Source organism: Chitinophaga sancti (assembly GCF_034087045.1).
GTDB lineage: Bacteria > Bacteroidota > Bacteroidia > Chitinophagales > Chitinophagaceae > Chitinophaga > Chitinophaga sancti_B.
The window spans coordinates 2,010,001-2,033,132 of sequence record NZ_CP139247.1; the positions used below are offsets into that span (position 1 = coordinate 2,010,001).

At 44.7% G+C, this 23,132-nt stretch carries 17 protein-coding genes and 2 rRNA genes (1 of these 19 running past the window's edge); 11 read left to right on the forward strand and 8 right to left on the reverse strand.

Annotated features, from left to right (window positions below; genetic code table 11):
* Together SIO70_RS08430 and rrf are read left to right on the forward strand one after the other, a co-directional pair.
* A 23S ribosomal RNA gene (locus tag SIO70_RS08430) occupies positions 1-1,319 on the forward strand; it begins 1,561 nt to the left of the window's first position.
* Between the two features lie 79 nt (positions 1,320-1,398).
* Positions 1,399-1,510: ribosomal RNA gene (gene rrf, locus SIO70_RS08435) — 5S ribosomal RNA — on the forward strand.
* Between the two features lie 41 nt (positions 1,511-1,551).
* Here rrf and SIO70_RS08440 read toward each other — a convergent pair.
* Both SIO70_RS08440 and SIO70_RS08445 read right to left on the reverse strand, forming a co-directional pair.
* Positions 1,552-2,577, reverse strand: coding sequence for a LacI family DNA-binding transcriptional regulator (locus SIO70_RS08440; RefSeq protein ID WP_320580480.1), 1,026 nt, complete (start codon positions 2,575-2,577; stop codon positions 1,552-1,554).
* Between the two features lie 105 nt (positions 2,578-2,682).
* The gene (locus tag SIO70_RS08445; RefSeq protein WP_320580481.1) at positions 2,683-5,247 is read right to left on the reverse strand and encodes a zinc-dependent metalloprotease; all 2,565 of its coding nucleotides are present in this window, start codon (positions 5,245-5,247) and stop codon (positions 2,683-2,685) included.
* A 765-nt stretch (positions 5,248-6,012) separates the two neighbouring features.
* On the opposite strand from SIO70_RS08445, the gene SIO70_RS08450 reads away from it, so the two are divergent.
* The 6 genes from SIO70_RS08450 to SIO70_RS08475 all read left to right on the forward strand — a co-directional run bounded on the left by SIO70_RS08450 (position 6,013) and on the right by SIO70_RS08475 (position 12,267).
* Positions 6,013-6,876, forward strand: coding sequence for a MotA/TolQ/ExbB proton channel family protein (locus SIO70_RS08450; protein ID WP_320580482.1), 864 nt, complete (start codon positions 6,013-6,015; stop codon positions 6,874-6,876).
* A 66-nt stretch (positions 6,877-6,942) separates the two neighbouring features.
* Positions 6,943-7,605 carry a biopolymer transporter ExbD gene (locus SIO70_RS08455; RefSeq protein ID WP_320580483.1) on the forward strand — a complete coding sequence of 221 codons (663 nt, stop codon included), beginning with the start codon at positions 6,943-6,945 and terminating at the stop codon, positions 7,603-7,605.
* Between the two features lie 65 nt (positions 7,606-7,670).
* Positions 7,671-8,270, forward strand: coding sequence for a biopolymer transporter ExbD (locus SIO70_RS08460; RefSeq protein ID WP_320580484.1), 600 nt, complete (start codon positions 7,671-7,673; stop codon positions 8,268-8,270).
* 45 nt (positions 8,271-8,315) lie between these two features.
* Entirely contained in the window at positions 8,316-9,152 is an 837-nt protein-coding gene (locus SIO70_RS08465) for a TonB family protein (RefSeq protein WP_320580485.1), read from the forward strand.
* 99 nt (positions 9,153-9,251) lie between these two features.
* A complete protein-coding gene (mnmE, locus tag SIO70_RS08470; RefSeq protein WP_320580486.1) occupies positions 9,252-10,640 on the forward strand; it encodes a tRNA uridine-5-carboxymethylaminomethyl(34) synthesis GTPase MnmE in 1,389 nt (462 codons plus the stop codon).
* 316 nt (positions 10,641-10,956) lie between these two features.
* On the forward strand, positions 10,957-12,267 hold the full coding sequence (locus SIO70_RS08475) for an ectonucleotide pyrophosphatase/phosphodiesterase (protein WP_320580487.1): 1,311 nt from the start codon (positions 10,957-10,959) through the stop codon (positions 12,265-12,267).
* A gap of 21 nt (positions 12,268-12,288) precedes the next feature.
* Here the strand turns inward: SIO70_RS08475 and SIO70_RS08480 are convergent, their stop codons facing one another.
* Positions 12,289-15,294 (reverse strand): lantibiotic dehydratase, encoded by a 3,006-nt coding sequence (locus tag SIO70_RS08480; protein ID WP_320580488.1) that lies wholly within the window; start codon positions 15,292-15,294, stop codon positions 12,289-12,291.
* A gap of 150 nt (positions 15,295-15,444) precedes the next feature.
* On the opposite strand from SIO70_RS08480, the gene SIO70_RS08485 reads away from it, so the two are divergent.
* From SIO70_RS08485 to SIO70_RS08495, 3 genes are all read left to right on the forward strand, one after another.
* Positions 15,445-15,582, forward strand: a complete 138-nt coding sequence (locus SIO70_RS08485) for a class I lanthipeptide (RefSeq protein ID WP_320580489.1) — start codon at positions 15,445-15,447, stop codon at positions 15,580-15,582.
* Between the two features lie 233 nt (positions 15,583-15,815).
* Positions 15,816-16,973, forward strand: coding sequence for a lanthionine synthetase C family protein (locus tag SIO70_RS08490; protein ID WP_320580490.1), 1,158 nt, complete (start codon positions 15,816-15,818; stop codon positions 16,971-16,973).
* Positions 16,974-17,012: 39 nt separating this feature from the next.
* Positions 17,013-17,621: a response regulator transcription factor gene (locus tag SIO70_RS08495; RefSeq protein WP_320580491.1), complete on the forward strand. Its 609-nt coding sequence runs from the start codon at positions 17,013-17,015 to the stop codon at positions 17,619-17,621.
* 98 nt (positions 17,622-17,719) lie between these two features.
* Here the strand turns inward: SIO70_RS08495 and SIO70_RS08500 are convergent, their stop codons facing one another.
* From SIO70_RS08500 to SIO70_RS08520, 5 genes are all read right to left on the reverse strand, one after another.
* Complete coding sequence (locus SIO70_RS08500) at positions 17,720-18,835, reverse strand: hypothetical protein (protein ID WP_320580492.1); 1,116 nt, start codon at positions 18,833-18,835, stop codon at positions 17,720-17,722.
* A 74-nt stretch (positions 18,836-18,909) separates the two neighbouring features.
* A complete protein-coding gene (locus tag SIO70_RS08505; RefSeq protein ID WP_320580493.1) occupies positions 18,910-19,398 on the reverse strand; it encodes a hypothetical protein in 489 nt (162 codons plus the stop codon).
* Positions 19,382-20,668: a condensation domain-containing protein gene (locus tag SIO70_RS08510; protein WP_320580494.1), complete on the reverse strand. Its 1,287-nt coding sequence runs from the start codon at positions 20,666-20,668 to the stop codon at positions 19,382-19,384. The genes SIO70_RS08505 and SIO70_RS08510 overlap by 17 nt, the downstream gene beginning before the upstream one ends.
* Complete coding sequence (locus tag SIO70_RS08515; RefSeq protein ID WP_320580495.1) at positions 20,665-21,936, reverse strand: hypothetical protein; 1,272 nt, start codon at positions 21,934-21,936, stop codon at positions 20,665-20,667. Before SIO70_RS08515 ends, SIO70_RS08510 begins: the two co-directional genes overlap by 4 nt.
* Positions 21,933-23,132: a glycosyltransferase gene (locus SIO70_RS08520; protein WP_320580496.1), complete on the reverse strand. Its 1,200-nt coding sequence runs from the start codon at positions 23,130-23,132 to the stop codon at positions 21,933-21,935. The genes SIO70_RS08515 and SIO70_RS08520 overlap by 4 nt, the downstream gene beginning before the upstream one ends.

A 23,132-nucleotide genomic window follows, 5' to 3' on the forward strand; every position in this document is an offset into this window, starting at 1 on the left:
AGCTTCGGCCGCACTGATAGTGTCTCTAATCAGACTTCCAAGAAAAACCTCTAAGGTTAGGTTATAGCAGCCCGTACCGTAAACCGACACAGGTAGTCGAGGAGAGTATCCTCAGGCGCTCGAGTGATCCGTGGTAAAGGAACTAGGCAAATTGACGCTGTAACTTCGGGATAAGGCGTACCGCAGTAATGCGGTCTCAGTAAAATGGTCCAACCAACTGTTTAACAAAAACACAGGGCCCTGCAAAATCGAAAGATGACGTATAGAGCCTGATACCTGCCCGGTGCTGGAAGGTTAAGGAAGGATGTTCGGGGTAACCCAAAGCTTCTGACTGAAGCCCCAGTAAACGGCGGCCGTAACTATAACGGTCCTAAGGTAGCGAAATTCCTTGTCGGGTAAGTTCCGACCTGCACGAATGGTCTAATGAGTTGGACACTGTCTCTACCACGAGCTCGGTGAAATTGTAGTATCGGTGAAGATGCCGGTTAATCGCAACGGGACGGAAAGACCCCGTGAACCTTCACTACAACTTAACATTGATTTTGAACCACAGATGTGTAGGATAGTTGGGAGACTATGAAGCAGCTTCGCCAGGAGTTGTGGAGTCAACGTTGAAATACCAACCTTCTGTTGTTTAGAGTCTAACCCGGTAACGGGGACATTGTTTGGTGGGTAGTTTGACTGGGGTGGTCGCCTCCTAAAAAGTAACGGAGGCTCGCAAAGGTACCCTCAGTACGGTTGGTAATCGTACGCAGAGCGCATTAGTAAAAGGGTGCTTGACTGTGAGGCTGACCAGCCGAGCAGGAGCGAAAGCTGGCTAAAGTGATCCGGTGGTTCTGCATGGAAGGGCCATCGCTCAAAGGATAAAAGGTACTCCGGGGATAACAGGCTGATCTCCCCCAAGAGCTCATATCGACGGGGAGGTTTGGCACCTCGATGTCGGTTCGTCACATCCTGGGGCTGGAGAAGGTCCCAAGGGTTCGGCTGTTCGCCGATTAAAGTGGCACGTGAACTGGGTTCAGAACGTCGCAAGACAGTTCGGTCCCTATCTGTTGTGATCGTTAGTAAATTGCGGGGACATGACCTTAGTACGAGAGGACCGGGTCGTACGTACCGCTGGTGTATCGGTTGTGCCGCCAGGTGCAGTGCCGAGTAGCTATGTACGGAAAGGATAAACGCTGAAAGCATCTAAGCGTGAAACCTACCTCAAGATGAGTTTACTTTTAAGGGCCGTCGGAGACTACGACGTTGATAGGCTACAGGTGTAAGGGTGGTAACATCGAAGCCGAGTAGTACTAATTGCCCGTAAGCTTTAATTTTATTTATATTGTATTATAACTTTCCCAATATTCAACTTATTGCGTTACCGTCATGGTAACAAAAAGATCTTCAAGATCTTATGGTGGTTTTGCCAAGGGTGTTCACCTCTTCCCATTCCGAACAGAGAAGTTAAGCCCCTTATGGCCGATGGTACTGCACCACAATGCGGGAGAGTAGGTAGCTGCCATATTTATTAGAAAGCCTCTGAATGTATTCAGAGGCTTTTTTCATTTATATCTTGCTGGAAGCTCGTTCTATCAATTCAACAGGAAATACAAAATTCTGGGTAATCTTCACCGTCTCATCCTGGTTGATCAACTGCACTAAAATCTCTACAGCTTTTTGCCCCATTGAATAACCGGATTGTTCTATCGTACTTAGCGAAGGAGAAATAATGCGGGAAGATGCGTCATTAGAATAACCCACTACCTTAATCTGTTCCGGTATCTGAATATTAAATTGTCTCGCCTCCTGGATGAATGCAATAGCTGAAGTATCATTTGTAGAAAATAATCCATCCGGTAATACTTCCTGGGATAATAACTGCCTGGCAGCAGTAACAGCTGCATCAGCAGTCAGGTTATGCACATATATCAGGGATTCGTCAAAAGGAAGGCCATAATGCGCTAAAGCAGCCTTATAACCACTTAATCGTTGCTGATACAAATTACACGTCAGAATACCCGAAAAATGTGCAATACGTTTGCATCCTTGTTTGATCAGGTGCTCCGTAGCCAGGTACCCTCCTCTGAAATCATCTCCCGTAATGGTATAACCATTGAAGTCAGATGGTACCCGATCATAGAATACCAGCGGAATGTTGTTCTTAATAAAGGGATTGAAATGTTCAAACGTGGTGGTAAACATCGAAGAAACCGCCAGTAATCCATCTACTCTTAAAGAATAAAAGGTTTGCACCAGTTCTTTTTCCATCGCCACTGTATCATCAGATTGACCAATCACAATGCTGAAGCCATATTTATGTGCTTCGTGCTGGATACCGCTGATAGCAGTGCTTTGGAAATACATAGAAGTACGTGGAACAATCAGCCCCAGAATGTTGGAGCGTTTCTTTCGAAGACTGGATGCGATCCAGTTGGGGACATAGCCCATATCAGTGGCAGTCTGTCTTACTTTTTCACGTGTCTCCTGATTAATCAGGGTGTTGTTTTGCAGTGCCCTTGAGACCGTGGAAGCAGAGAGATTTAGCGACTTAGCTATGTCGTAAATGGTGACTTTTGAAGTGCGTTCTTTCACATTTTTGAGGTTCAGTGATATAAATATAATGTAAATGCTACAACTCAAAAAAAAACGCTTTCTGCCAATGACAGAAAGCGTTTATATAGTATTCGTGATAAGATGTTATTTAGGATCCAAAGCCTGATTAATCTTCTCATACAAATCATTCAGATGATAACGGCTCATATTATCTCCGGCCGTTGCAGCAGCAGCTTTTATTTCACCTTTCAATGCAACAAGTTGTGCACGTGCAATGCTGCTTACATCAGCAGGTGTAGCAGAAATACTGGTGGCTGGACCAATCACGATCATCATTCCATCACCAGAGTTGGCAGATGGTTCACTGATCAGGCCCACCAGGTTATCCACATAATTCTTTTGCAGGTTCCTGCGGAATACGTCGATTGCATGATGAGAAGTCAGTTCACTAAAGATCCCTTTTTTCAGATCGGTCAGCAGGGTAATAGCTGTATATGTATTGATGCCTTCATTTGCCTCAGAGTTGATCAGTTTTGTCAACGTACCAGAACTCATGATGCGTTGAAGAATTGGATTCTGACGGGCACTGATGATAGCAGTGGCGTTGTTCCCGGTACGGCTCAGGATCTCTTTATTAAGTAACCATTTTGGCGTAGTGAATAATTGTTGTTGTAAGAACTGTACGGCCTCCTGCTGTGTTGCTTTGGGAACAGCGGCATATATGCCCCCTTCCTGCTCTACAGTTTTAGGTGTCTCATATATTCCACCTATGTTTTTAGCCACATGGCCCATGTACCTGCCAAACTGTGTATTGATCTCTTTGTACAATTCACTGAGATTAGCATAACCTTCATTTGGAGAACTTGTCCATGTAATGAGGTTAGGCATAATACGCTGTAGGTTTTTAATACCATACTCACTTGCTTTCATGGCATTATCACCCAGGTCTTCATTCTGAGATCTTGGATCGTCAGGATTCATTTCAGTACCAAACCAATATTTCTTATCCTTCAGTTTTTCGATGGTCCATTTATTCAAAATAGGCTGTTCTGCAGTCGGATCAGTCACACCAGGAATCTGGCGATATCCCCATTCAATGGCCCATTTATCATAGAAGTTAATACGAGGGTAGAGGTCAGTACCGGTAATTCCATCACCTGGTTGTGCAACATAGTTAAAACGCGCATAGTCCATAATAGAGGGGGCGTGGCCGTTAGCCCTGACCCATTCCTTATCTCTCAGTTTTTCTACAGGATATGCAGAGCTGGAACCGAAGTTATGACGGAGGCCCAGGGTATGTCCTACTTCATGAGAAGAAACAAAGCGAATCAGTTCACCCATTAGCTGGTCATCGAATTCAACCTTACGTGCTCTTGGATCGTTGGGCGCACATTGTACAAAGTACCAGTTACGCAATAAGCGCATCACGTTGTGATACCAGTTGATATGGCTTTCGAGGATCTCTCCGGAACGGGGATCATGCACATGCGGACCACTTGCATTAGGAATATCAGAAGGCTTGTATACGATTGCTGAAAAACGGGCGTCTTCCAGGCTCCATGTAGAATCTTCTGCTGGGGTAGGGGCCATTTTAGCAATGATCGCATTTTTAAATCCAGCCTGTTCAAATGCAGTTTGCCAGTCATTGACACCCTGAATCAGGTAAGGCACCCACTTTTTAGGAGTAGCGGGGTCTATGTAGAATATAATGGGTTTCGCGGGTTCCACGAGTTCCCCACGGTTATACTTTTCTCTATCTTCCGGTTTGGGCTCCAGGCGCCAGCGGGTGACCATAGATAATCTTTTCACACCTTGTGGATCGGCATCAAAGTCAGTCACAGAGGTAGTAAAGAAACCAACGCGGGGATCAAAGTACCTGCTCTTCATCGGGGTAGCAGGCAGAAGGATCATAGAAGTATTCAGTTCCAGCGTAGCATTGCCACTTGGAGAGCTGCCTACAGGGCCCTGACCACCACCGGATTTGGAGTAGGTTTTTACCGTTTTGATCTCCGTATTGATGGGGTAAGACTTCACATCCACGATATAAGATTTATCAGGCTGTACCCCGCCCAGCTTGAGTCCTGACTTGATACGCGGATCAAAGAAGAAGATATCATTATCACCCTGGATGTAATCTGTGAGGTCAATCACGCTATTGTGAGCGCTGTCGGAGAAAGCTTTGATATCAAAGGCTGCTGCAATAGGTTGGATATTGGAATTCATCACGGCCTGGAACATCGGTTGACTGGAATCTTTTGAAATCTCAGTATAGGAGATGTTTTTCAGGAATATCCTGTCATTTGGACCTTTATCAAAGCGGATCACGTTTTCCCCTATTTCATCACCACTATAGCCATACATAGAAGAGCGCAGGCCGGCAGCAGATTTAGAGATACGGTTTACTACGAGGATATCTCTTCCCATAATGGAATCGGGTATTTCGAAGAAGATCTTATCATCTTGTTTGTAGATAATGAACAGTCCGGAATCCGTTCTGGCACTGGCTGTGATGACATCACTGAACTTTTTTGGTGAGGTTTTAGGACCACTTTTAGCAGGAAGTGGAGGGCGTGCAGTAGAGTCGGTAGGTGTGGTGTTACCCTCATGTTTTTTTCTTCTTTGGGCTGCGGCAGGGCTGAAAGTCCCTGTAATCAGCAGAAAGGAACTGAAAAAGATAGCCGCAGAGGAGCGGATAAAGCGTTTATTCATTGATAGTTATTAAGTGGTTGTTCTTGATTTAGCTGTTTTTTTAGAAAAGTAAGTTGCAAATAAACATATTAAGCAGTAACTTATGCGGGAAATCCATAAGCGCTTTAATACCTTTAGGAATGGAAGTTTTGGCCTATGTGGGGGAATAATTGTTTAAAGGTATGTTAAAGTGACAGCGGGAGCCAGAGATTATGAGTAAATTTATTGATATGGTAGCTTTTATATTTATATTAGGCTATGATTAGGATTCAGTGATATCCACGAGCACAGGGTCTTTCATCAAAAGAATACGCTTATGAGAATCGGAGAGAATGATGAGAACTATATGTGAATGGCTGAATGGCACAACGGCAAGATAACCATCAATCAGGGCAAATTGACGCAAAGTGCCATTGGTAGCGGGAAGTAGAAAGAGAAATGAGATAAAATTTCTGTTGGAACATTTAAAATATTTCTTAAATTGTGCGTCCAACTTTGAATAAAATCAATAAATTTCAGGTTCCAGGGATAGTATTTCTTCAGGGGAATGCCCCAATCTTTGATATATTTTGTATTTAAACAAATTAAGTGTCGCTCAAACAAAAATCGGAATGCATAAAGTCTGCCACAGGCGGGCTTTTGGGGAGGGAGGTTAAATTTTGTGAGATTTTTTGAGCTGCACTTGTTTTTTTAAGTCAACCGTATAACTTTGCGAATCACGTATTTAACATTGCAGAAATAACAAAAAAACAATAGTTTAATCTTTAACACTAAAATTCAATCAACATGGCTGAGACTAAAACAACTGTGACTGCAGCTTCTGCCAAAGCGAATTCATCTCATCAACCTAAGAAATCAAACAATGCATTTGCAATGCTGGCTGTGCCTGTTTGTATCGTAATAGGTATTCTTTTTTACATGTTCGTATTAGGTAACCCTAGTAACTTCCAGGGTGGTATTACCGGCGAAGGTGCAAAACCAGTTGAAGAAGGTATTGGTAAATGGTTTGGTACTGTTTACGAGGGTGGTGTAATTGTACCTATCCTGATCTCTGTATTACTGATTTGTATCACTTTCGTAATCGAACGTTTCCTTTATATCTCTAAAGCGAAGGGTAAATTTAGCGGTGCTGAACTGGTAAGAAAAGTTCAATATCACCTGGCGAACAAAAATGTTGACGCTGCTCTGGCTGAGTGCGACAAACAAAAAGGTTCAGTTGGTAACGTTCTGAAAGCTGGTCTGAAGAAGTACAAAGAAATGATCACTAACACAGAGCTGGATACTGAGCAGAAAATCCTGGCTATCAAGCAAGAGATCGAAGAAACTACTTCACTGGAACTGCCTATGATGGAAAAGAACCTGGTGTTCCTTTCAACAATTGCTTCCGTAGCTACCCTGTTAGGGCTGTTCGGTACAGTATTAGGTATGATCAAATCCTTTTCTGCGATGTCTGCAGCAGGTGCACCAGATTCTGGTAAACTGGCAGGTGGTATCTCTGAAGCGTTAATCAACACCGCTCTGGGTATCTCTACTTCAGCAGTTGCGATCATCATGTATAACTACTTTACTACAAACATTGATAGCATCACTTACGCTATCGACGAGTCTGGCTTTACTTTAACACAGAGCTTCGCTGCAAACCACAAATAATTTTTAATTATTTGTGTGGAATAAATGCGGTTTTGAATCTTATAAGTAAACCAAAAAGGAGTAAAGATGCCAAAAGTTAAAATGGCTAGGAAGAGCACGCTGGTTGACATGACCGCGATGTGTGATGTGGCTTTCCTGCTGCTCACGTTCTTCATGCTGGCGACTAAGTTTAAGCCGGATGAACCGGTAACTGTGGTAACTCCGTCTTCAATCAACACCAAATTGTTGCCTGATTCCGATGTAATCATGTTAACAATCGACGAGAATGGAAGGGTATTCTTTAGTATGGATGGCCAGCCTAAACGTCAGAAACTGATCGAAGACCTGAATACCCAGTATAAATTGGGTCTGGATGCAAAGGAGATGAACAACTTCATTATCGGTTCCAGTGTTGGTACAGAGCTGAAGAATCTCAAATCTTACCTCGCGCTGAAAACAGCAGAACGTAAGAAATCCGGTCTCGAAACAGGTATTCCTACTGATTCCGCTAACAATGAGGTAGCAGTATGGATCGAGTATGCAAGATCTGCACAGGGTGGTAATCCCAGATTGCAGTATTGTATAAAGGCTGATAACAACACCCCTTATCCTAAGATCAAGGATGTGCTGGATACCTTCAAAAAGAAAGGTATTCAGAAGCTGAATCTGGTGACTAACCTTGAGGCACCACCTCCAGGTACTGCTGCTGCTTTGGCTCGTGCACAAGGCGGTAACAAGAAAGAAGAATAGAAAAGTAAACGGCAGGCAGTGCTGAGGCGCTGAGTTGCTTTTGAAAACTAAAAAAAAGAGCTACTATGGCAGAAATGGATACCAGCAGTAGTGGCGGTGGGAAGAAACACCAGGGTACCAAATCCAAAAAGCATTCTACCCGTGTAGACATGACTCCGATGGTGGACCTCGGCTTTCTCTTGATCACCTTCTTCATGTTGACTACTACCATGAGCAAGCCCAAAACAATGGACTTGATCATGCCGAAGGATACAAAGAATGAAGAAGAGCAAAACAAGGTTAAGGAAAGTACAGCCCTCACTATATTGCTTGGAAAAGACAATCGAGTATACTATTATGAAGGCTTAGCACAGGACCCTAATGCCTCTGCTAATCCTGATTTTTTCAAGGCGACTAGCTTTGCTAATAAAGATGGCATCCGCGATGTTATCATTAAAAAGCGGGATGATGTTGCAAAATTGAGAAATGCAAAAGGTGAGCCTGAAGATGTTGTAGTGATTATCAAGGCAGATGATGATGCCAAGTATAAGAACTTTGTAGACATCCTGGATGAAATGGCTATCAACCGTATTCAACGTTATGCTACTGTCGACATCAGCGACCAGGATAAAACCTGGATCCATCAGACAGAAGCTGCTAACGGCGGTGGTGGCGGCAACCAGTAATTGAGGAACTAACTAACTTTTGCATCCATCTTAAAAATTGAAACAATGGATACCGCTAAAATCTTAAACTCCGACTTTCTGGATATCCTGTTTGAGAACAGGAATAAGGAATATGGAGCTTATGACCTTAGAAGACAATACAATAAAAGGGTGCGCAATGCCCTCATCGGCAGCGCAGCGTTGATATTGCTTGTTATCGCAGGTTACGCTATCAATACAGCGATAATGAAGGCTGAAAGGGATAACCCTAACAAGCCCGTTATCGAAACAATCAAGATGGAGGACGTAAAGATCCCAGATGATCCAAAAACACCTCCTCCACCTCCACCTCCACCAGCTCCACCGCCACCGGTGAAGCCATCAGTGCAATTCACGCCTCCTATTATCAAAAAAGATAGTGAAGTGCCACCAGATGAGGTGCCACCTAAGCAAGAGGACCTGAAAGATAAAGCTGTAAGTACTAAAACAGTAGAAGGTGATCCTAACGGTATCGACCCAGGATTGCTGGAAGACAGTAAAGGTACAGGTGTGGTAGAAGCTCCTCCGGCTCCGGCTAAAGAAGAGATCTTCACATTCGTAGAACAGCCGCCTACCTTCCCAGGTGGTGAAGAAGCACTCGCGAAGTTCCTGAGCAAAAACATCCACTATCCTCGCGTAGCGCAGGAAAATGCGATTTCAGGTACTGTATTCGTACAGTTCGTAGTAGACTCAGAAGGTAACATCAAAGATGTGAAAACTGTAGGTGCTGCGAAAGGTGGCGGTCTTGAAGAAGAAGCTATCCGCGTGGTGAAAATCATGCCTAAATGGAAAGCTGGTAAACAGAACGGCCGTCAGGTATCAGTTCAGTTCAACCTGCCTATCCGCTTCACACTGCAAGAGTAGTACTAACGTACGCTTGATAGAAAACACCCTGTCACGGCTTAGCCATGACAGGGTGTTTTTATTTATTGGTATATTGCCGTCTGATTTGCAAATGAAATTATGATGCTTGGGAATAATCTTACAGGATATGACGATACTATTGTAGCCCCCGCTACTGCCGCCGGTGTAGGCGCTATTGCTGTATTGCGCCTCAATGGAGCCAATGCCATTGAGATCTGCAACCAGCTCTTTCCAGCCAAAGACCTGCATAAACAGGCCAGCCATACCTTACACTTCGGTAGCATCGTGGAGAATGGACGTACTATTGATGAAGTAGTCGTGGGTCTTTATAAGGCGCCCCGCTCTTACACTGGTGAAAATATCGTGGAAATCTCCTGTCATGGTTCTCCCTACATCCAACAACAAATCATCGATGCCTGTATTCGTGCCGGCGCCAGAATGGCAAAACCCGGTGAGTATACCATGCGTGCCTTCCTGAATGGTAAGCTGGACCTGACCCAGGCAGAATCTGTAGCCGACCTGATCGCGAGTAACTCCGCTGCCAGCCACCAGACAGCCATGCAACAGATGCGCGGTGGATTCTCAAAAGAACTTTTCGCCCTGAGAGAACAACTTATCAGCTTCTCTGCACTCATTGAACTGGAACTGGATTTCAGCCAGGAAGATGTGGAATTTGCTGATCGTACCTCATTCTATAAACTCATCAGCGAAGCCATGCAGGTAGTCAAGCACCTGGCTGATTCATTCCAGATGGGGAACGTGATTAAGAATGGCGTGAACACTGCCATCGTCGGCAAACCCAACGCCGGAAAATCAACCCTGCTCAATACCCTGCTCAATGAAAACCGTGCTATTGTAAGTGACATAGCCGGCACTACCCGCGATACGATTGAGGAAATCCTCAATATCCAGGGTATCCTGTTCAGATTGATCGATACAGCTGGTATCCGCGAAAGCAATGACACTATTGAAACTATCGGTGTGCAAAAGACCATGGAGAAAATTCGTGAGGCCGGTGTAGTGTTATACATGTTTGATGTAAACCAGACCAGTGTTGAAGACCTGCAGGAACAGATCGATGCCTTTAAAAAAGATAATATTAACTACCTGCTGGTAGGGAATAAAACTGATATCGCCGGACTGGAAGCCAATAAATCCAAATTCAGGGGCATTGAAGACATTCTGTATATCTCCGCCCGCCAGCATGAACATATCGAAGACCTGAAAGACCGTCTGGTACATAAAGTCATGAGTGGAGATATCAACACGGAAGCGACCATTGTGACCAATGCCCGGCACCATGCAGCCCTGCAGGAGGTGATGAAGTCCCTTATCGATGTAAAGAATGGATTAGATAATCAACTGCCTGGTGACCTGCTGTCGCTGGATATCAGACGTTGTCTGCATTTCCTTGGTGAGATCACGGGACAGATCACGAATGAGGACCAGCTGGATTTTATTTTCAGTAAGTTCTGTATCGGGAAATAATCTTTTGTAGATAGGGCGAACGAAATCCATTGCCAATGTCGAATCTGAAAGCCTGTCTACGACAAATGCACCGGGTTTCGAACACTAGGGATAATGAGCGGCGCTACAAAAGCTGGCTCAATAAGTTCAATTCACGCAGGCCAATCTTTGCCCTATAAAGGATCGATCCAGTCTTCACTGCCAGTGACCGGTACCCTGATCTGGTACAACCACAGGTCCGGCAGGAAGAAAGCCATTGTTAAGTAATTATGAATTACACCCAAATGCTGGCGGTATCCTTATCATAGTGTAGTTATATACAAGGAAACCCTCTATTATGAAAAAGATATTACTCGTTCCCGCATTACTCATGCTGGCATTCACCACCTTCGCCCAACAGGCAGAGCATGTCATCTTAATTACCATTGATGGCTTTAGACCCGACTTTTACCAGGACGCTTCCTGGGGAATGGTAAACCTGCGTATGATGAAAGATAGCGGTACCTATGCGGATGGGGTAAACAGTGTATTTCCAACTGTAACCTATCCCAATCACACCTCGCTGATCACAGGTGTTACACCTATGAAGCACGGTATTTATTACAACACTCCTTACGAACCAAAGGGAGCGACCGGTGTCTGGTATTTCTATTACGATTCATTGAAAGTACCAACTCTCTTTGATGCCGTACACAAGGCCGGGAAGAAATCTGCCAGTGTGATCTGGCCCGTAACAGTACATGCACCGGTTGATTATAACATTCCTGATGTATGGCCATTGGGCAAAAATAAAGACAGAAGGGTAGCGATGGCCGAATATGCAAATCCATCCACGCTATGGCAGGAAGTACAAGATAGCGCTACGGGCAAAATACAGGAAGATGACTGGGCGATGAACAACGGAGAATTGATCTTTGATGAAAACATTGCCAGAATCAGCGGTTACCTGATTCAGAAATATAAACCAGCTTTCATCACCCTACATTTCCCATGTACTGATCACTACGAACACCAGATTGGTCGTGACGGTTACCTCGTCAGAAAATCAGTATCCGGGGCTGACAGAGCCATCGGTACTATTCTGGAAGCCGTACAAAGGGCTGGTATTGCCGATAACACGACCATCATCGTCACCGGTGACCATGGGTTTGTGAATATTGAAAAGTCTTTTAATCCAAATGTATTATTGGTTAAAAATGGTATCAAGGCACAGTTTCACGCCTGCGGCGGTTCTGCTTTCCTACACCAGGAAGATAAGAACGACAAGGCAACTGTGGATAAAGTGATCGCCATACTGAAAGCCTTACCCGCTGACCAGCAGAAAATGTTCAGGATCTTATATCGTCAGCAACTGGATAAAATAGGTGTTGATCCAAATGCGGCAATGGCTATTACAGCTTTAGGTCATGTAACGATTGGTGGTGCAAAGAGAGGAGAACTCATTAAGTCCGCTAAAGGAGGAACCCATGGCTACTATCCTGACTTCAAAGAAATTCAGACCGGCTTTGTCGCTTATGGTGCTGGTATCAAACAGGGTGGACATGTCAAAGAAATGAACGTTACAGATGTAGCCCCTATCATTGCTGAATTGTTGAAACTCGACTTAGGCAAGGTAGATGGCAAAGTGCCTGCAGGCGTAATAAAATAAAAGCTATAACAACACCTCTAATCAGAGGTGTTGTTGTGCCTTCTTTTGAATCGCCAGTTGCGAGTCATAATATTTACTCAGAAAATGGTACAACACCAGTTCATGCTTGCGCTGCCCTGTTACTAAGATCCTGTTCAAAAACATGTGGATATAACTAGGTAGTAATTCGTCAGCAGCAATATCGGCAGGAATTTTCTCCCTGATAAAAGCAGATCGCTCATCAAACAGTCCCTCAATGCCATTCTCCCTATCCTGTCTGGGATCGAGAAAACTACTCAACTGCCGCATCTCTTGTCTATACTTACTATTCAATTGTGTTTGTAAATCCTGTGTGCCGCCAAACTCCTGGAAGAACCCTTCCCTGATGGTTTTCATGATACCCGCTCTTCTGGCCAGATCATACCCAAAATCCTGCAATAATACATCTACACCTCTGGCACCAAGTAGCCATCTGTAACGTTCTCCTTCTTCACCTTCCAGCTTGCAGATACAATTTAATACTGCTTTACTATCTGCATGAAACACATGCTCACTGAACTCCATGGTAGCTGCACCATATCTTTCCACCTCTCTCACATAGGTATCTGTCTGTACTTTATAGATTAATTCCTGTTTTTGATACTGGCCCAGCTGTTCATACAGCAGATGCAGGATCTGGTGCCAGAAGGTAGGGGCACTGCTATTGTGAAACCGTAACCGGATATGATGTTCCGGATCATTGTACCTTATAAAAAACCATTTATCTGCCAGCTGTGCAGCTTCCACCTGTGCTATCAGTGGCGCTACTACTGTTGTCAGCATATCTTCTGCTGTTTTGCTGCCTCCATAAAGTTTGATATAGAGCCACTCACTACCTGTGATAAACCTACGTGCAGGCTCAGACCCATTGGTATGCAAAGTAGATGAAACCGTTACTTTATTCGCAAAAGGAATGATCACCTCATTCGTAAATTTTCCTGATGCACCATGAATCCAGCATTGATCAGGCGTTCCAATCACTTCCTGCAGCGTGATTTTCTCTTTCTTTTCCAGCATTGTCTGCAACAGTTTCACACTAACGGCATTTTCCATATCTATGAACAGCTCATTATCGCCTTCCATAATGGTCATGTACCGAGGCAGGTGCAACGCCCTTATATTATCTCCCTTTTTTATATGCCAGGTAGCCTTGCTCAGCACGATTTTTTTATAACACACCCTTGGTAAAAAAGCAGGTTGTACTGGCAAATGCCATTGCCAGCCAGCTGCCATATGCGATTGCAGATCACAGAGAAAATGATACACAGGCAGACTATTCCGGGCAAAATTATGTGCCGTACTCAGTCTTGGAATCACCCGCTTATTATATCTCTTAGAGCGTAACACGATTTTATTCTGACGCACACTGATCATCAGATCTGTAATCGGAAATTGATTTTCTGCCGGTACACTACCATTACCGAGGTACACAATTTCATAAGCTCTCAACTGAGGACGCAACAGGATGTTCCCTGTTCTCGCTTCCGGCAAATGCACTACCTCGGCATAAATTACAGCAGGATCCTGTTGTTCTTCTTCTCGTAAACATTCACGAACATGCGCCAATAACTGCGCATCTCCATGACAAAACCGACCTAATAAATTTGCAGAAGATGGGCCACTGAAACCATTGAACTCAAACAGATATTCTCCGCTATCTATTGCCTCCGTACTCCTGCCATGCAAACTTCCCATCAGGTACATACTGGATGGCAACACCACGGGTACCGGGCTTTTCAACGTTTCCAGATCCGCATCTGTCAACTCCAGTGATGATAGCCCCTGTTGCATACAAACATGCAGTTTCTCCAGCTGAAAACTCCGGAACTTACTCCACTGCATATTCGTCTGCTCCTCATTAGTGGTGATGGCCAGGTCATCAATCAATGGGGTATGATCCGACTGACTATGGGCATATCCAATACCCGCCTCATTATCCAACGCTAACGCCAGTGGTATTTCCTGATCTTCATACCGCTCTCTGAAGCGGTTCATGAAGTTGGTCATATCCGAATTGGTATTCGGTCTCGCCATTTTCCACAAAGGCAATACCTGCTCCTGCAAGTCTTTTATTAAGGAAGCACTAATTGTATTCTGAGTGGTTGCCAGAAACAGATCTGTCTGTACCAGGTCTTTACTTTTCGTATCAGGTAATAATTCCTGCACCAAAGCATGGGTACGCAGGTACTTATCTACACCCGTAACAGGATCTGACAATAACTGTTGAATCTGTTGTAAAGTATGAGCGATCTGCTCCATACCTGATAAGGTGGATAACCGCTTTAATAAGTAAGAAAAGAACTCATCGCCCGTGACTGTCGGTTCTAGTTCACTTACTAACAGCTGATTCACAATCAGTTCATCTATAAATTCACGCGCATCTTCCTCCATAATCTCATCGTCCACAATCGATGCACACAATTGATCGATCGTTGCGCCAGCGCCGGCTACAGACAACAGTGTTTCCAGGTATGGACTCCTGCTCACCGCCGCCAGCTCGTAGTTTCTGAATTTGTTTTTCACCGTAAACCCTGCATAACGGAAAGTATCCGCTACCGGGTAAATAGAATTATTAGGGAAATACCGTAATTGCACCTTTACTTCAGGCAATTGTGTGATCATCGCTGCCAGCTCTGCCACATAGTTCATATCCAGGCGACAATGTTTCCTGTGCTCCTCACCGATTTTGATAGTAGTAACATCCGAAAAGTGGCCCGTAGCGCACCCTGCAAACAAGCCATAGGGTGTACACCGGGTACTCATTCTCAGTACATACTTATATAGCGCCATACACATTTTCTCACTACCCGTACCGCCCTGCAGCCACTTCATGAGCTCCTGGTACAACTCTGGCGAAGCGATATAAATCGATTCCTGCAAAGTGGGATCCTGGAACAGGGAAAACAATTTGGCAGGTAGTGCCGCCATATCAATTTGCTGAAACTGATCTAAGAACTGTATAGACTGTAAAGGAGTTCGTACTAAATAAAAGTCCTTGACGGTGATCATATAGGATGGGCTAAGTATAGTAAGATAACATTATTGTCTTGGCTGCAAGATACCCTGAAAGGGGGAAATTTTTCCAACTGGACAACAAGTTGTCAAAATCGCTCTGCGACTGAGTATATTCTCTTTATCTTTTAATAAATTCTATTAACCATGAAAAAGCAAACATCTAAAAAGCTCTCCCTCGGCAAGATCCGCATTGCGAACCTGAAAGCCCGGCAATCTGAAGAAAAAAAGCCTACGCTCGTCACTGGCTGCAGCTTTTTTAAGTGCACGCCAACAATACGTTAATCATCCTTAAAAAAGCATCTTATGAAAAAGGAATCCACCAAAAAATTGAACTTAAGCAAAGTGAAAATCGCATCCCTGCAAGGCACCAAAAAGGACAAAGCCGAATCAGGTAGTGCGGTATGCACTCAAAACGCAAGTCAGGTACTCTCCATTTGCAGTATTGACTCCTGCAGATATTGAGTATTGGAAAAGGGGCTTGCCATAAAGTGAGCCCCTTTTCGTAGTTTACGGGTATGTATCAGAAAAGAGTAACCCATATCCTGAAAGACATCTGTCTGCAGCTAGACCAACTCCTCAAAACAGATCATCAACCCGGATTACTGGGAGGGCACACCGGTTGTGCTTTATTCTACGCCTACTACTACCAACTCACCGGAAAAGAAAAATACCTTGAAAAAGTACATGCGCTTATACTCAGCAGTATCGAAGCGATGTCATCCCATGCGTTGCTGCCTACTCATTGCAATGGCATTGCCGGCGTGGTATGGTGTATTCAACACCTCATGAACCAGGGTTTTGTGGATGGTGATATGGAAGAGATCTTCTCTGAAGTAGATGTATTACTGGGCAACCAGATGATCGAAGACCTGAATAATAAGCGATACGATTTCCTGCACGAAGGCTTAGGTATAGCATTATATTTTCTTGAAAAAGAAACGCCAGACCCATGGTTATCAGAAATAGCAATAGCATTAGCAAACACTGCCACAGATCTCCCAAACGGCATCACCTGGGAAGATCATTTTTCCAGACAAACCGTACCTTCTTTGCCTGATGAGCCTTGTTACAATTTGGGTATGGCCCATGGTATGCCTGCTATTGTTGGTATATTATCAAGGATAAGGGCAAAAGGTATTTATGCAGGTAACCTGGTAGAAAAGAGTCTGGACTGGCTACTATCAGTGAGTAATCCACCCGGTTCTCCCTCATTATATCCAACACTTGTAAACAACGCAGGAACTCCGCTTACTGCCAGCCATAGCCGTATGGGCTGGTGTTATGGTGATCTGCCGGTTGCCATGACGCTGCTGTATGGCGGATACACCAACCCCGCATACGAAATCCTGGCCCACAGTGTTCAAAACAGGGATGTTCAGAACGGCATCGTGCACGACACCTGCATCTGTCATGGGAGTGCGGGCATCGCCCATATCTTTAACAGAGCTTACCGTGAAACAGGGGAAAAACTCTTTCAGCAGGGAGCCGAAAAATGGTTACAACATACAATTGATATGTATGAAAGTCCTGCCGGTTTAGGATTTTATGGTGATGGAAAATATGAAATGAAAGTAGGCGTACTGGAAGGTATCGCCGGTGTAGGGTTAGCGCTGATTGCCGCGCTGGACAAGGATACGGAGCCCGCCTGGGACAGGTGTATCCTGCTTTCTTAAAGACCCGTTTTTTGGTAAATTACATATAATTGAAAACCCATGATCCGCCTGTATTTTGTGGATAATCATCCATTGATCCTGGAAGGGCTGCGTGCATTGCTAAAGGGCGCACCCGACATCACCGTTGCCGGACAAGCCCGCAATGGTGCCACCTGTCTGTCATTCGTTTCAGCACATGCTATTGATTTAATTCTTACAGATGTATGCCTGCCTGATATTGATGGGGTGGATTTGTGTGCGGCTATAAAAGTAGCGCATCCTTCCATAAAGCTATTGGCATTGAGTTCCTGCCGTGACGTGAAATATATAACTGAAATGATAGCCCATGGGGCGAGTGGGTATATGATGAAAGATGCGGATAGGGAAGAATTGCTGGAAGCGATTCATACCGTGTATAATGGGGGAACTTATTTCTCGCCGGTAGTGAGTCAGTTATTGGGAGAAGGGAAAAAGCATCACCTGACGCGACGGGAAAAAGAAATCCTATCATTGATAGCCGAAGGGAATACAAATCCTGAAATAGCGGAGAAGTTATTCATTAGTGCTGATACAGTGAATAGCCACAGGAAGAACTTACTGGCAAAACTGGAAGTAAAGAACACCGCCATGCTAATAAAATACGCAGTAGATAATCACCTGCTGGTATAGGGTCCATCGGCGCCTTTAGGCGCCGATGGACCCTCATTAAACGGGAAAAGCGTTTGCCGAAGGCAAACGCTTTTCCCGTTTATAAAAAACGCTTAAACTCAGTTACTCTTAAACTCTATCTTATCCACAACCACCTCCAACTTCTTCAACACCCCCATATCTGTCTTCACTTTCTTATCGCCCGTCACCTTATCATACATATTCGGATCACCGGAATTATTCGCCTTAAACAACACTAACACTCCTTTCCCCGCAATCTGTCCGCCTTCCCAGCTATTCACAATCCCACCATCTGTCCACTCAAAACCATTGATCTTGAAATCACGGCCATTCACCTTTACCACCTTATCCAAAGGATCACCTACTTTAATTCCAAATGGAGATTTCCACTTAGCATGTGGCTTTGTAAAAGTAATAGTCGGACTCTTATCACCATCAAATATCACCTGCATTTCATTGTCCGTATCAGGGAATACAAAATATGCATTACCCGCATCATTGCCTGCCAGGTCTGTAGTACCACGGTATACTACATTCTCTTTTCCATACAGATTCTCCAGTTCCTGAGGGGTACGGAGTTTGAAAAGTGTACGTACATCCCAGTTATAATCTTCTCCACCGGCAGCAGCAGTCGCCGCGGTAGCATCACCTGGTTCAGCAACACCCGCAGATGCCGCTGTAGGAGTATTATCATTTTCATGAGACACAGTCGTAGCTTCCTCTTCAGAAGAAACCTTCCTGGCAGCCGCTGGTTTTTTAGCCGGAATCGGCTGTGGCGTTGCCGCAGCTACCGGCATAGCGCCCATCTTTATAATAGTCGCTTTTTCTTCAATCAATGTCTTACTTTCATTCTTATACTTATTCACTGTATAAGTCGCCAGTGGAAACACGCTGCCACTCAGTACCCCCATCTCACGGAAATACGCGATCAGGGTCTGACGGTTACAGTCATTATACTGGAACAAAAACTTCAGGGATTCATCCAATGCCGCCGGATCACTTTTCAGATCAGTCATGGTCTTATCAATATCCAACCCGCCCGTACCGCTCTTGGAAAGCTGGTCGGCAATGAAAAGCTCGGCCTGATGATTCTTTTGCTGATAGCGTTCTGCTACCCTATTGGAAAAGTCTTCTGCTATATTAGCGGAAAGTTTTGTCTGTGCGCTCAGTGCTATGGGGAGCAGGAGCATGAAAAATGCTAGAAACCTTTTCATCCATGTGAATTTAATGATAGCGACGCTCGTTATCGGGTTAATAACGGGCATCACAGTCACTAAATTATGTAATATTACGCAGACGGCAGTTTTTTCACTACATATAGCGGTAACCAGGTAAACAGGACCGCCAATCCACCCGCTATCACTCCCGAAATAATCGCCAGCCAGGTCCCCTCAAAACTATACCCCGCTGGCATGCTCACGTGGATGATCCACATAGCCCCCGTAACCACAATTACCGTAGCCAAAGCATTGACACCGGCCAGTTTTAGCATAAATGACAACTTTGAATGGTGAGACGGCAACATAAATGCCAGGCCCTCCTTCTCTAAAAGTGTGAAGTATTTCTTTAATATGTCGAACGTAATCCCAAATGGCAGAAAGATCGCCATTGGAATCAGAAAACGCGCCATGGAATGCGCTCCCCTGAATAAACTGACCGCATGCCTGTCGTCGAACCCAAAGTAGGGTACAACGGCATTGATCAGCAGGTTGGTTATGAAATAAATATATAATTGTTTACGCGTGAAGGTCTTTAGCAATTTATCCCTTGACCCCATAAGTTTGTTTTATACGGCTTTTCTCCTGAAGGATACTGATCGCCTTCATTTGTATCGCCCGGGCATCACTTTCAGGTAGGAAAGCCTCGTTGGAAATAAATGTAAAATCAAGCAGCCCTTTGTAGGTAGAAGCCACTAATGTATTCGGATTGCGCCAGGGAAAACCGGCACTCGGACTATACACCGTTTCCAGCTCGAAAGTCTCAAAACTCTCCGGCAGGTGTAATTTTCCCATATTTGATAAGGTCACATCATGCGTACCTTCCGTCGTTTTCAAAAATGTCACCATCCTGGGCAGGGAACTATGAAAGTGCTCCCCCATGTATAATAACTCGTGGATATTGATCTTGTCAATCTTTGCCATCAGGTCATTCTTAAAACTCCGGGTCTTGGACCAAAAATCGTTCAGGGCACTGGTATCCGCGGATAATTCTACAATAGGTGCAAATGCAAACAGTTCATCCTGCGCGATCTCTGGTACAAATCTCCTGATATCCACCGGGCAAATGAGCTTATTATGCGCCTGCGATGGTCTCACCTGCCTAAAGGCTTCCAGGAAAGCCACAGAAATGGCTGCAAAGAGAGAAGTGCCTTCCTCCTTACACCGGTATACCAGCGTATTGCTCAACTCCTGGCTCAGTTTCCAGTTTAATAAATATCCCCTGCTGGTCACCGGCTTTAATCCCCGCGTCTTCAACCACAATACTACCCCCGCAATTTTCCCAATCACCGTGGCCCGAAGCTTGAATTTTTTATTCCCCAACAGCGATAATGGCAATAACTCAGATACATTCTCAAAAGAAGGATAAGGTGGCAGATCCAACAATGGATTATCCAACCCCATCAGCAACTCCCGCAACAATGTCAGAATAGAACTCCCGTCACAAATACAATGTGGACAAACCAGCAATAACTCCGAAACCATATCCGATTTCAGCCAAACCACCCTTGCCAATGGCCCCTTAGTGACCTCGAACGGCCGGTACCACTCATCCACACTCACCTGTTGCCAGTCATCGTTTGTATAACGTTCACGTATATCAATAGGAATCGGCGCGATCTGCGTATCTGTTACATAATAAGGCGCTCCTTTTTCGTCCTCCCTGATCACCACTCTTAATAACGGATGTTTCAGCTGCAACTTCAGCAGGGCCTGTTCCAATCTTTCCTGATTGATCTGCCCTTTGATTTTTACGGGAAATATACAATTCACAGGTGCCTCAGAGGATACATACATGACCCTCTCTCCAACAGTTAATTTTCTGTTCATACGGTTAAAATTGGTGTGGTGCTCGGTAGTACTTCTTTTAATATTTGGAGGAGAGCGTCTTTAATAGCCCGGGCATCGTCCAGTGCTAAAAAGTCATCATTGGAAATAAATGTGAAATCCATCTGCCCTTTATATGTACAGGTCAGTACAGTATTCGGATTGGCGAAAGGGCCGATCACGGCGGGACTAAATACCGTTTCGATATCAAAGGTCCGCCAATGCTCATCAATATCCAGTTGTCCCATGTTGGAAAACATCAGGTTGTAATTGAGTTTTCCATACGTCAGGAATTTGATCATGTGCGGAATAGCGGAATGTGCATATTCCAGCGCATGTACCATTGAAGTGCCCAGCCTTTTCTGTTTGTCAGTAGCGATAGGCTGTAGGAGCTGCACCCTTGTCCAGAAAGGCCGGGTGTGTTCATCCGGAATTTCCAGTGTGATGGAAAGACCTACGGAAAAGATGGAATCTTTGGTAATAGCCGGTACATACTTCCGGATATCTACAGGACAGGTCACCTTAGCAGCACCCTGTTCTCCCTTTACTTTTCTGAAAGCACTGGCCAGTGCTACACAAAGGGCGGTATTCACGGTGACACCCATGGCCTTGCACTGACGTACTAATGCGGATGTCATGCCCTCATCCAGTTTCCAGTGTAATAAATAGTCCTTTTCACGGTTGGTTTTTGACTTCCCTTTCGTGGAAACCAGCGCGGCCAGTAGTTGAGAACCATATTTAATAATGCCACCTACCAACTTTGCTTTCATTAATGGCCACCCTGTACGTTGTGCTGCAGGGATAATATCTTCAATTGTTAATAAAGAACGATGCATGCCAATATCTTTCGAAGGATTATCCAGCAGGGCAATGATTTCTTTTATCAATGCCCACCGGCCCCCACCATCACACAAACAATGATGCAGGGAAAGCACCAGGTCAGAATAATGCAGTGTTCTGATCCAGGTCAATCTTGCCAATGGTGCGGTGGCTGTGTCAAAAGGCTGGGCCAGTTCTGCTAAAGTGACCGTGATCCAATCGGTGCTATGAACGATCTTCAAAGGAATGGGTGCAGGTTGTTCCTGCACCACATAGTGGTCATCGATAATGTTTGCCCTGAGCAAAGGATGTTTCGCCTGAATACAAGCCAGTGCATGTACCAGGTTCTCTTCTGAGATCGACCCTTTGATACGGATAGCAGATACAACATTGAAAGGTGTGTTGCCATCTCCCAACATCAGCCTTTCGGGGAAGAGTAATTTTCTTTTCATGCAGTTAACCTTACTTTAGTGCGTTGTGCAAAAGTTTCTAATAGTTCTACCGCTTTATCGTTTCCTCCAGCCTGTATAAATGTATCTCTGATGTGCTGTGCGCCTTTTCTGTATTTTTCATTTTGTAAAACTTCCCACATAGAATCCCGCAGATCGCTGACCCGTAGCCGCTTATAGCGCAGCTTGATACCACATCCGGCATTTTCAATGAGGGATGCAGTGTGGAAATGATCGTATGCGATGGGAGTGATGAGCATAGGTAACCCATTCAGGAAAGCATCGTTCACCGTGTTGAAACCACCATGACAGATCACCGCATCCATATGCGGCATCAGTTGTGTCTGTGGTACATAGCCCTGTACAATGAAGTTGTCCGGCCATGAAGAGAAGATCCCCGGATCTGTGGCTGCAACGATGGTCAATGGTTCATCGGCAAATGCTTCTATCAGTTTGCCAAAAAACTCCTTTCTGATATCTACCAATAAAGTACCTAACGACACGAATACCTTAGGTCCGATGGCTCTTGATAAACGATCCCAGTCAAACGGTGTATTATTCGGTCTGCCCTTTACGGGTCCTACAAAACGCATGTGTGGCAAAGGTGCTTTACAGCCGGAAAACTCTTCAGAAGTAAATACAATATTCATCTCTCTTGAATGAATGGCAAACTCGCCTGAATAAATTCCCATTTCATGATGCAATCCTTTGATCAGGTTCTGCTGCCATTCGAAGATCTTGGGTGACTGCATACTATCTGCTGTCACGTCAGGAGGTACAGGTGTAGTCGTTACACAGGGAATATCTTTTTGATGAGCACAGATGGCACCTGCAAAAGTGATACAGTCACTTACAATCACATCCGGCTGAAAGTCATCAGCCACCCTGTTCACACCATTGATCATAATACGGCAAAAGGGGAGGTAAGTCTCTTCCAATGCCAGTTTCAGGGTCTCTACACCAGATAGTTTCGGACCTTCGTCCTGCTTTTGTAAAATATGATGGATAGCAGTCTGGTATTCCGCCAGCTCTGCATGTGGTACAATGAATTTTCCTCCTGCAGGAATATGCTCAGGAGCCAGTTCTTTCAAGCCTACCCATATCACTTCATGTCCCTTCGCAATCAGGCTGCTGCCTACACTGAGGGTGGGACTGATATGCCCGAAAAAGGGTGGTACTACAAACATGAATTTAGACAT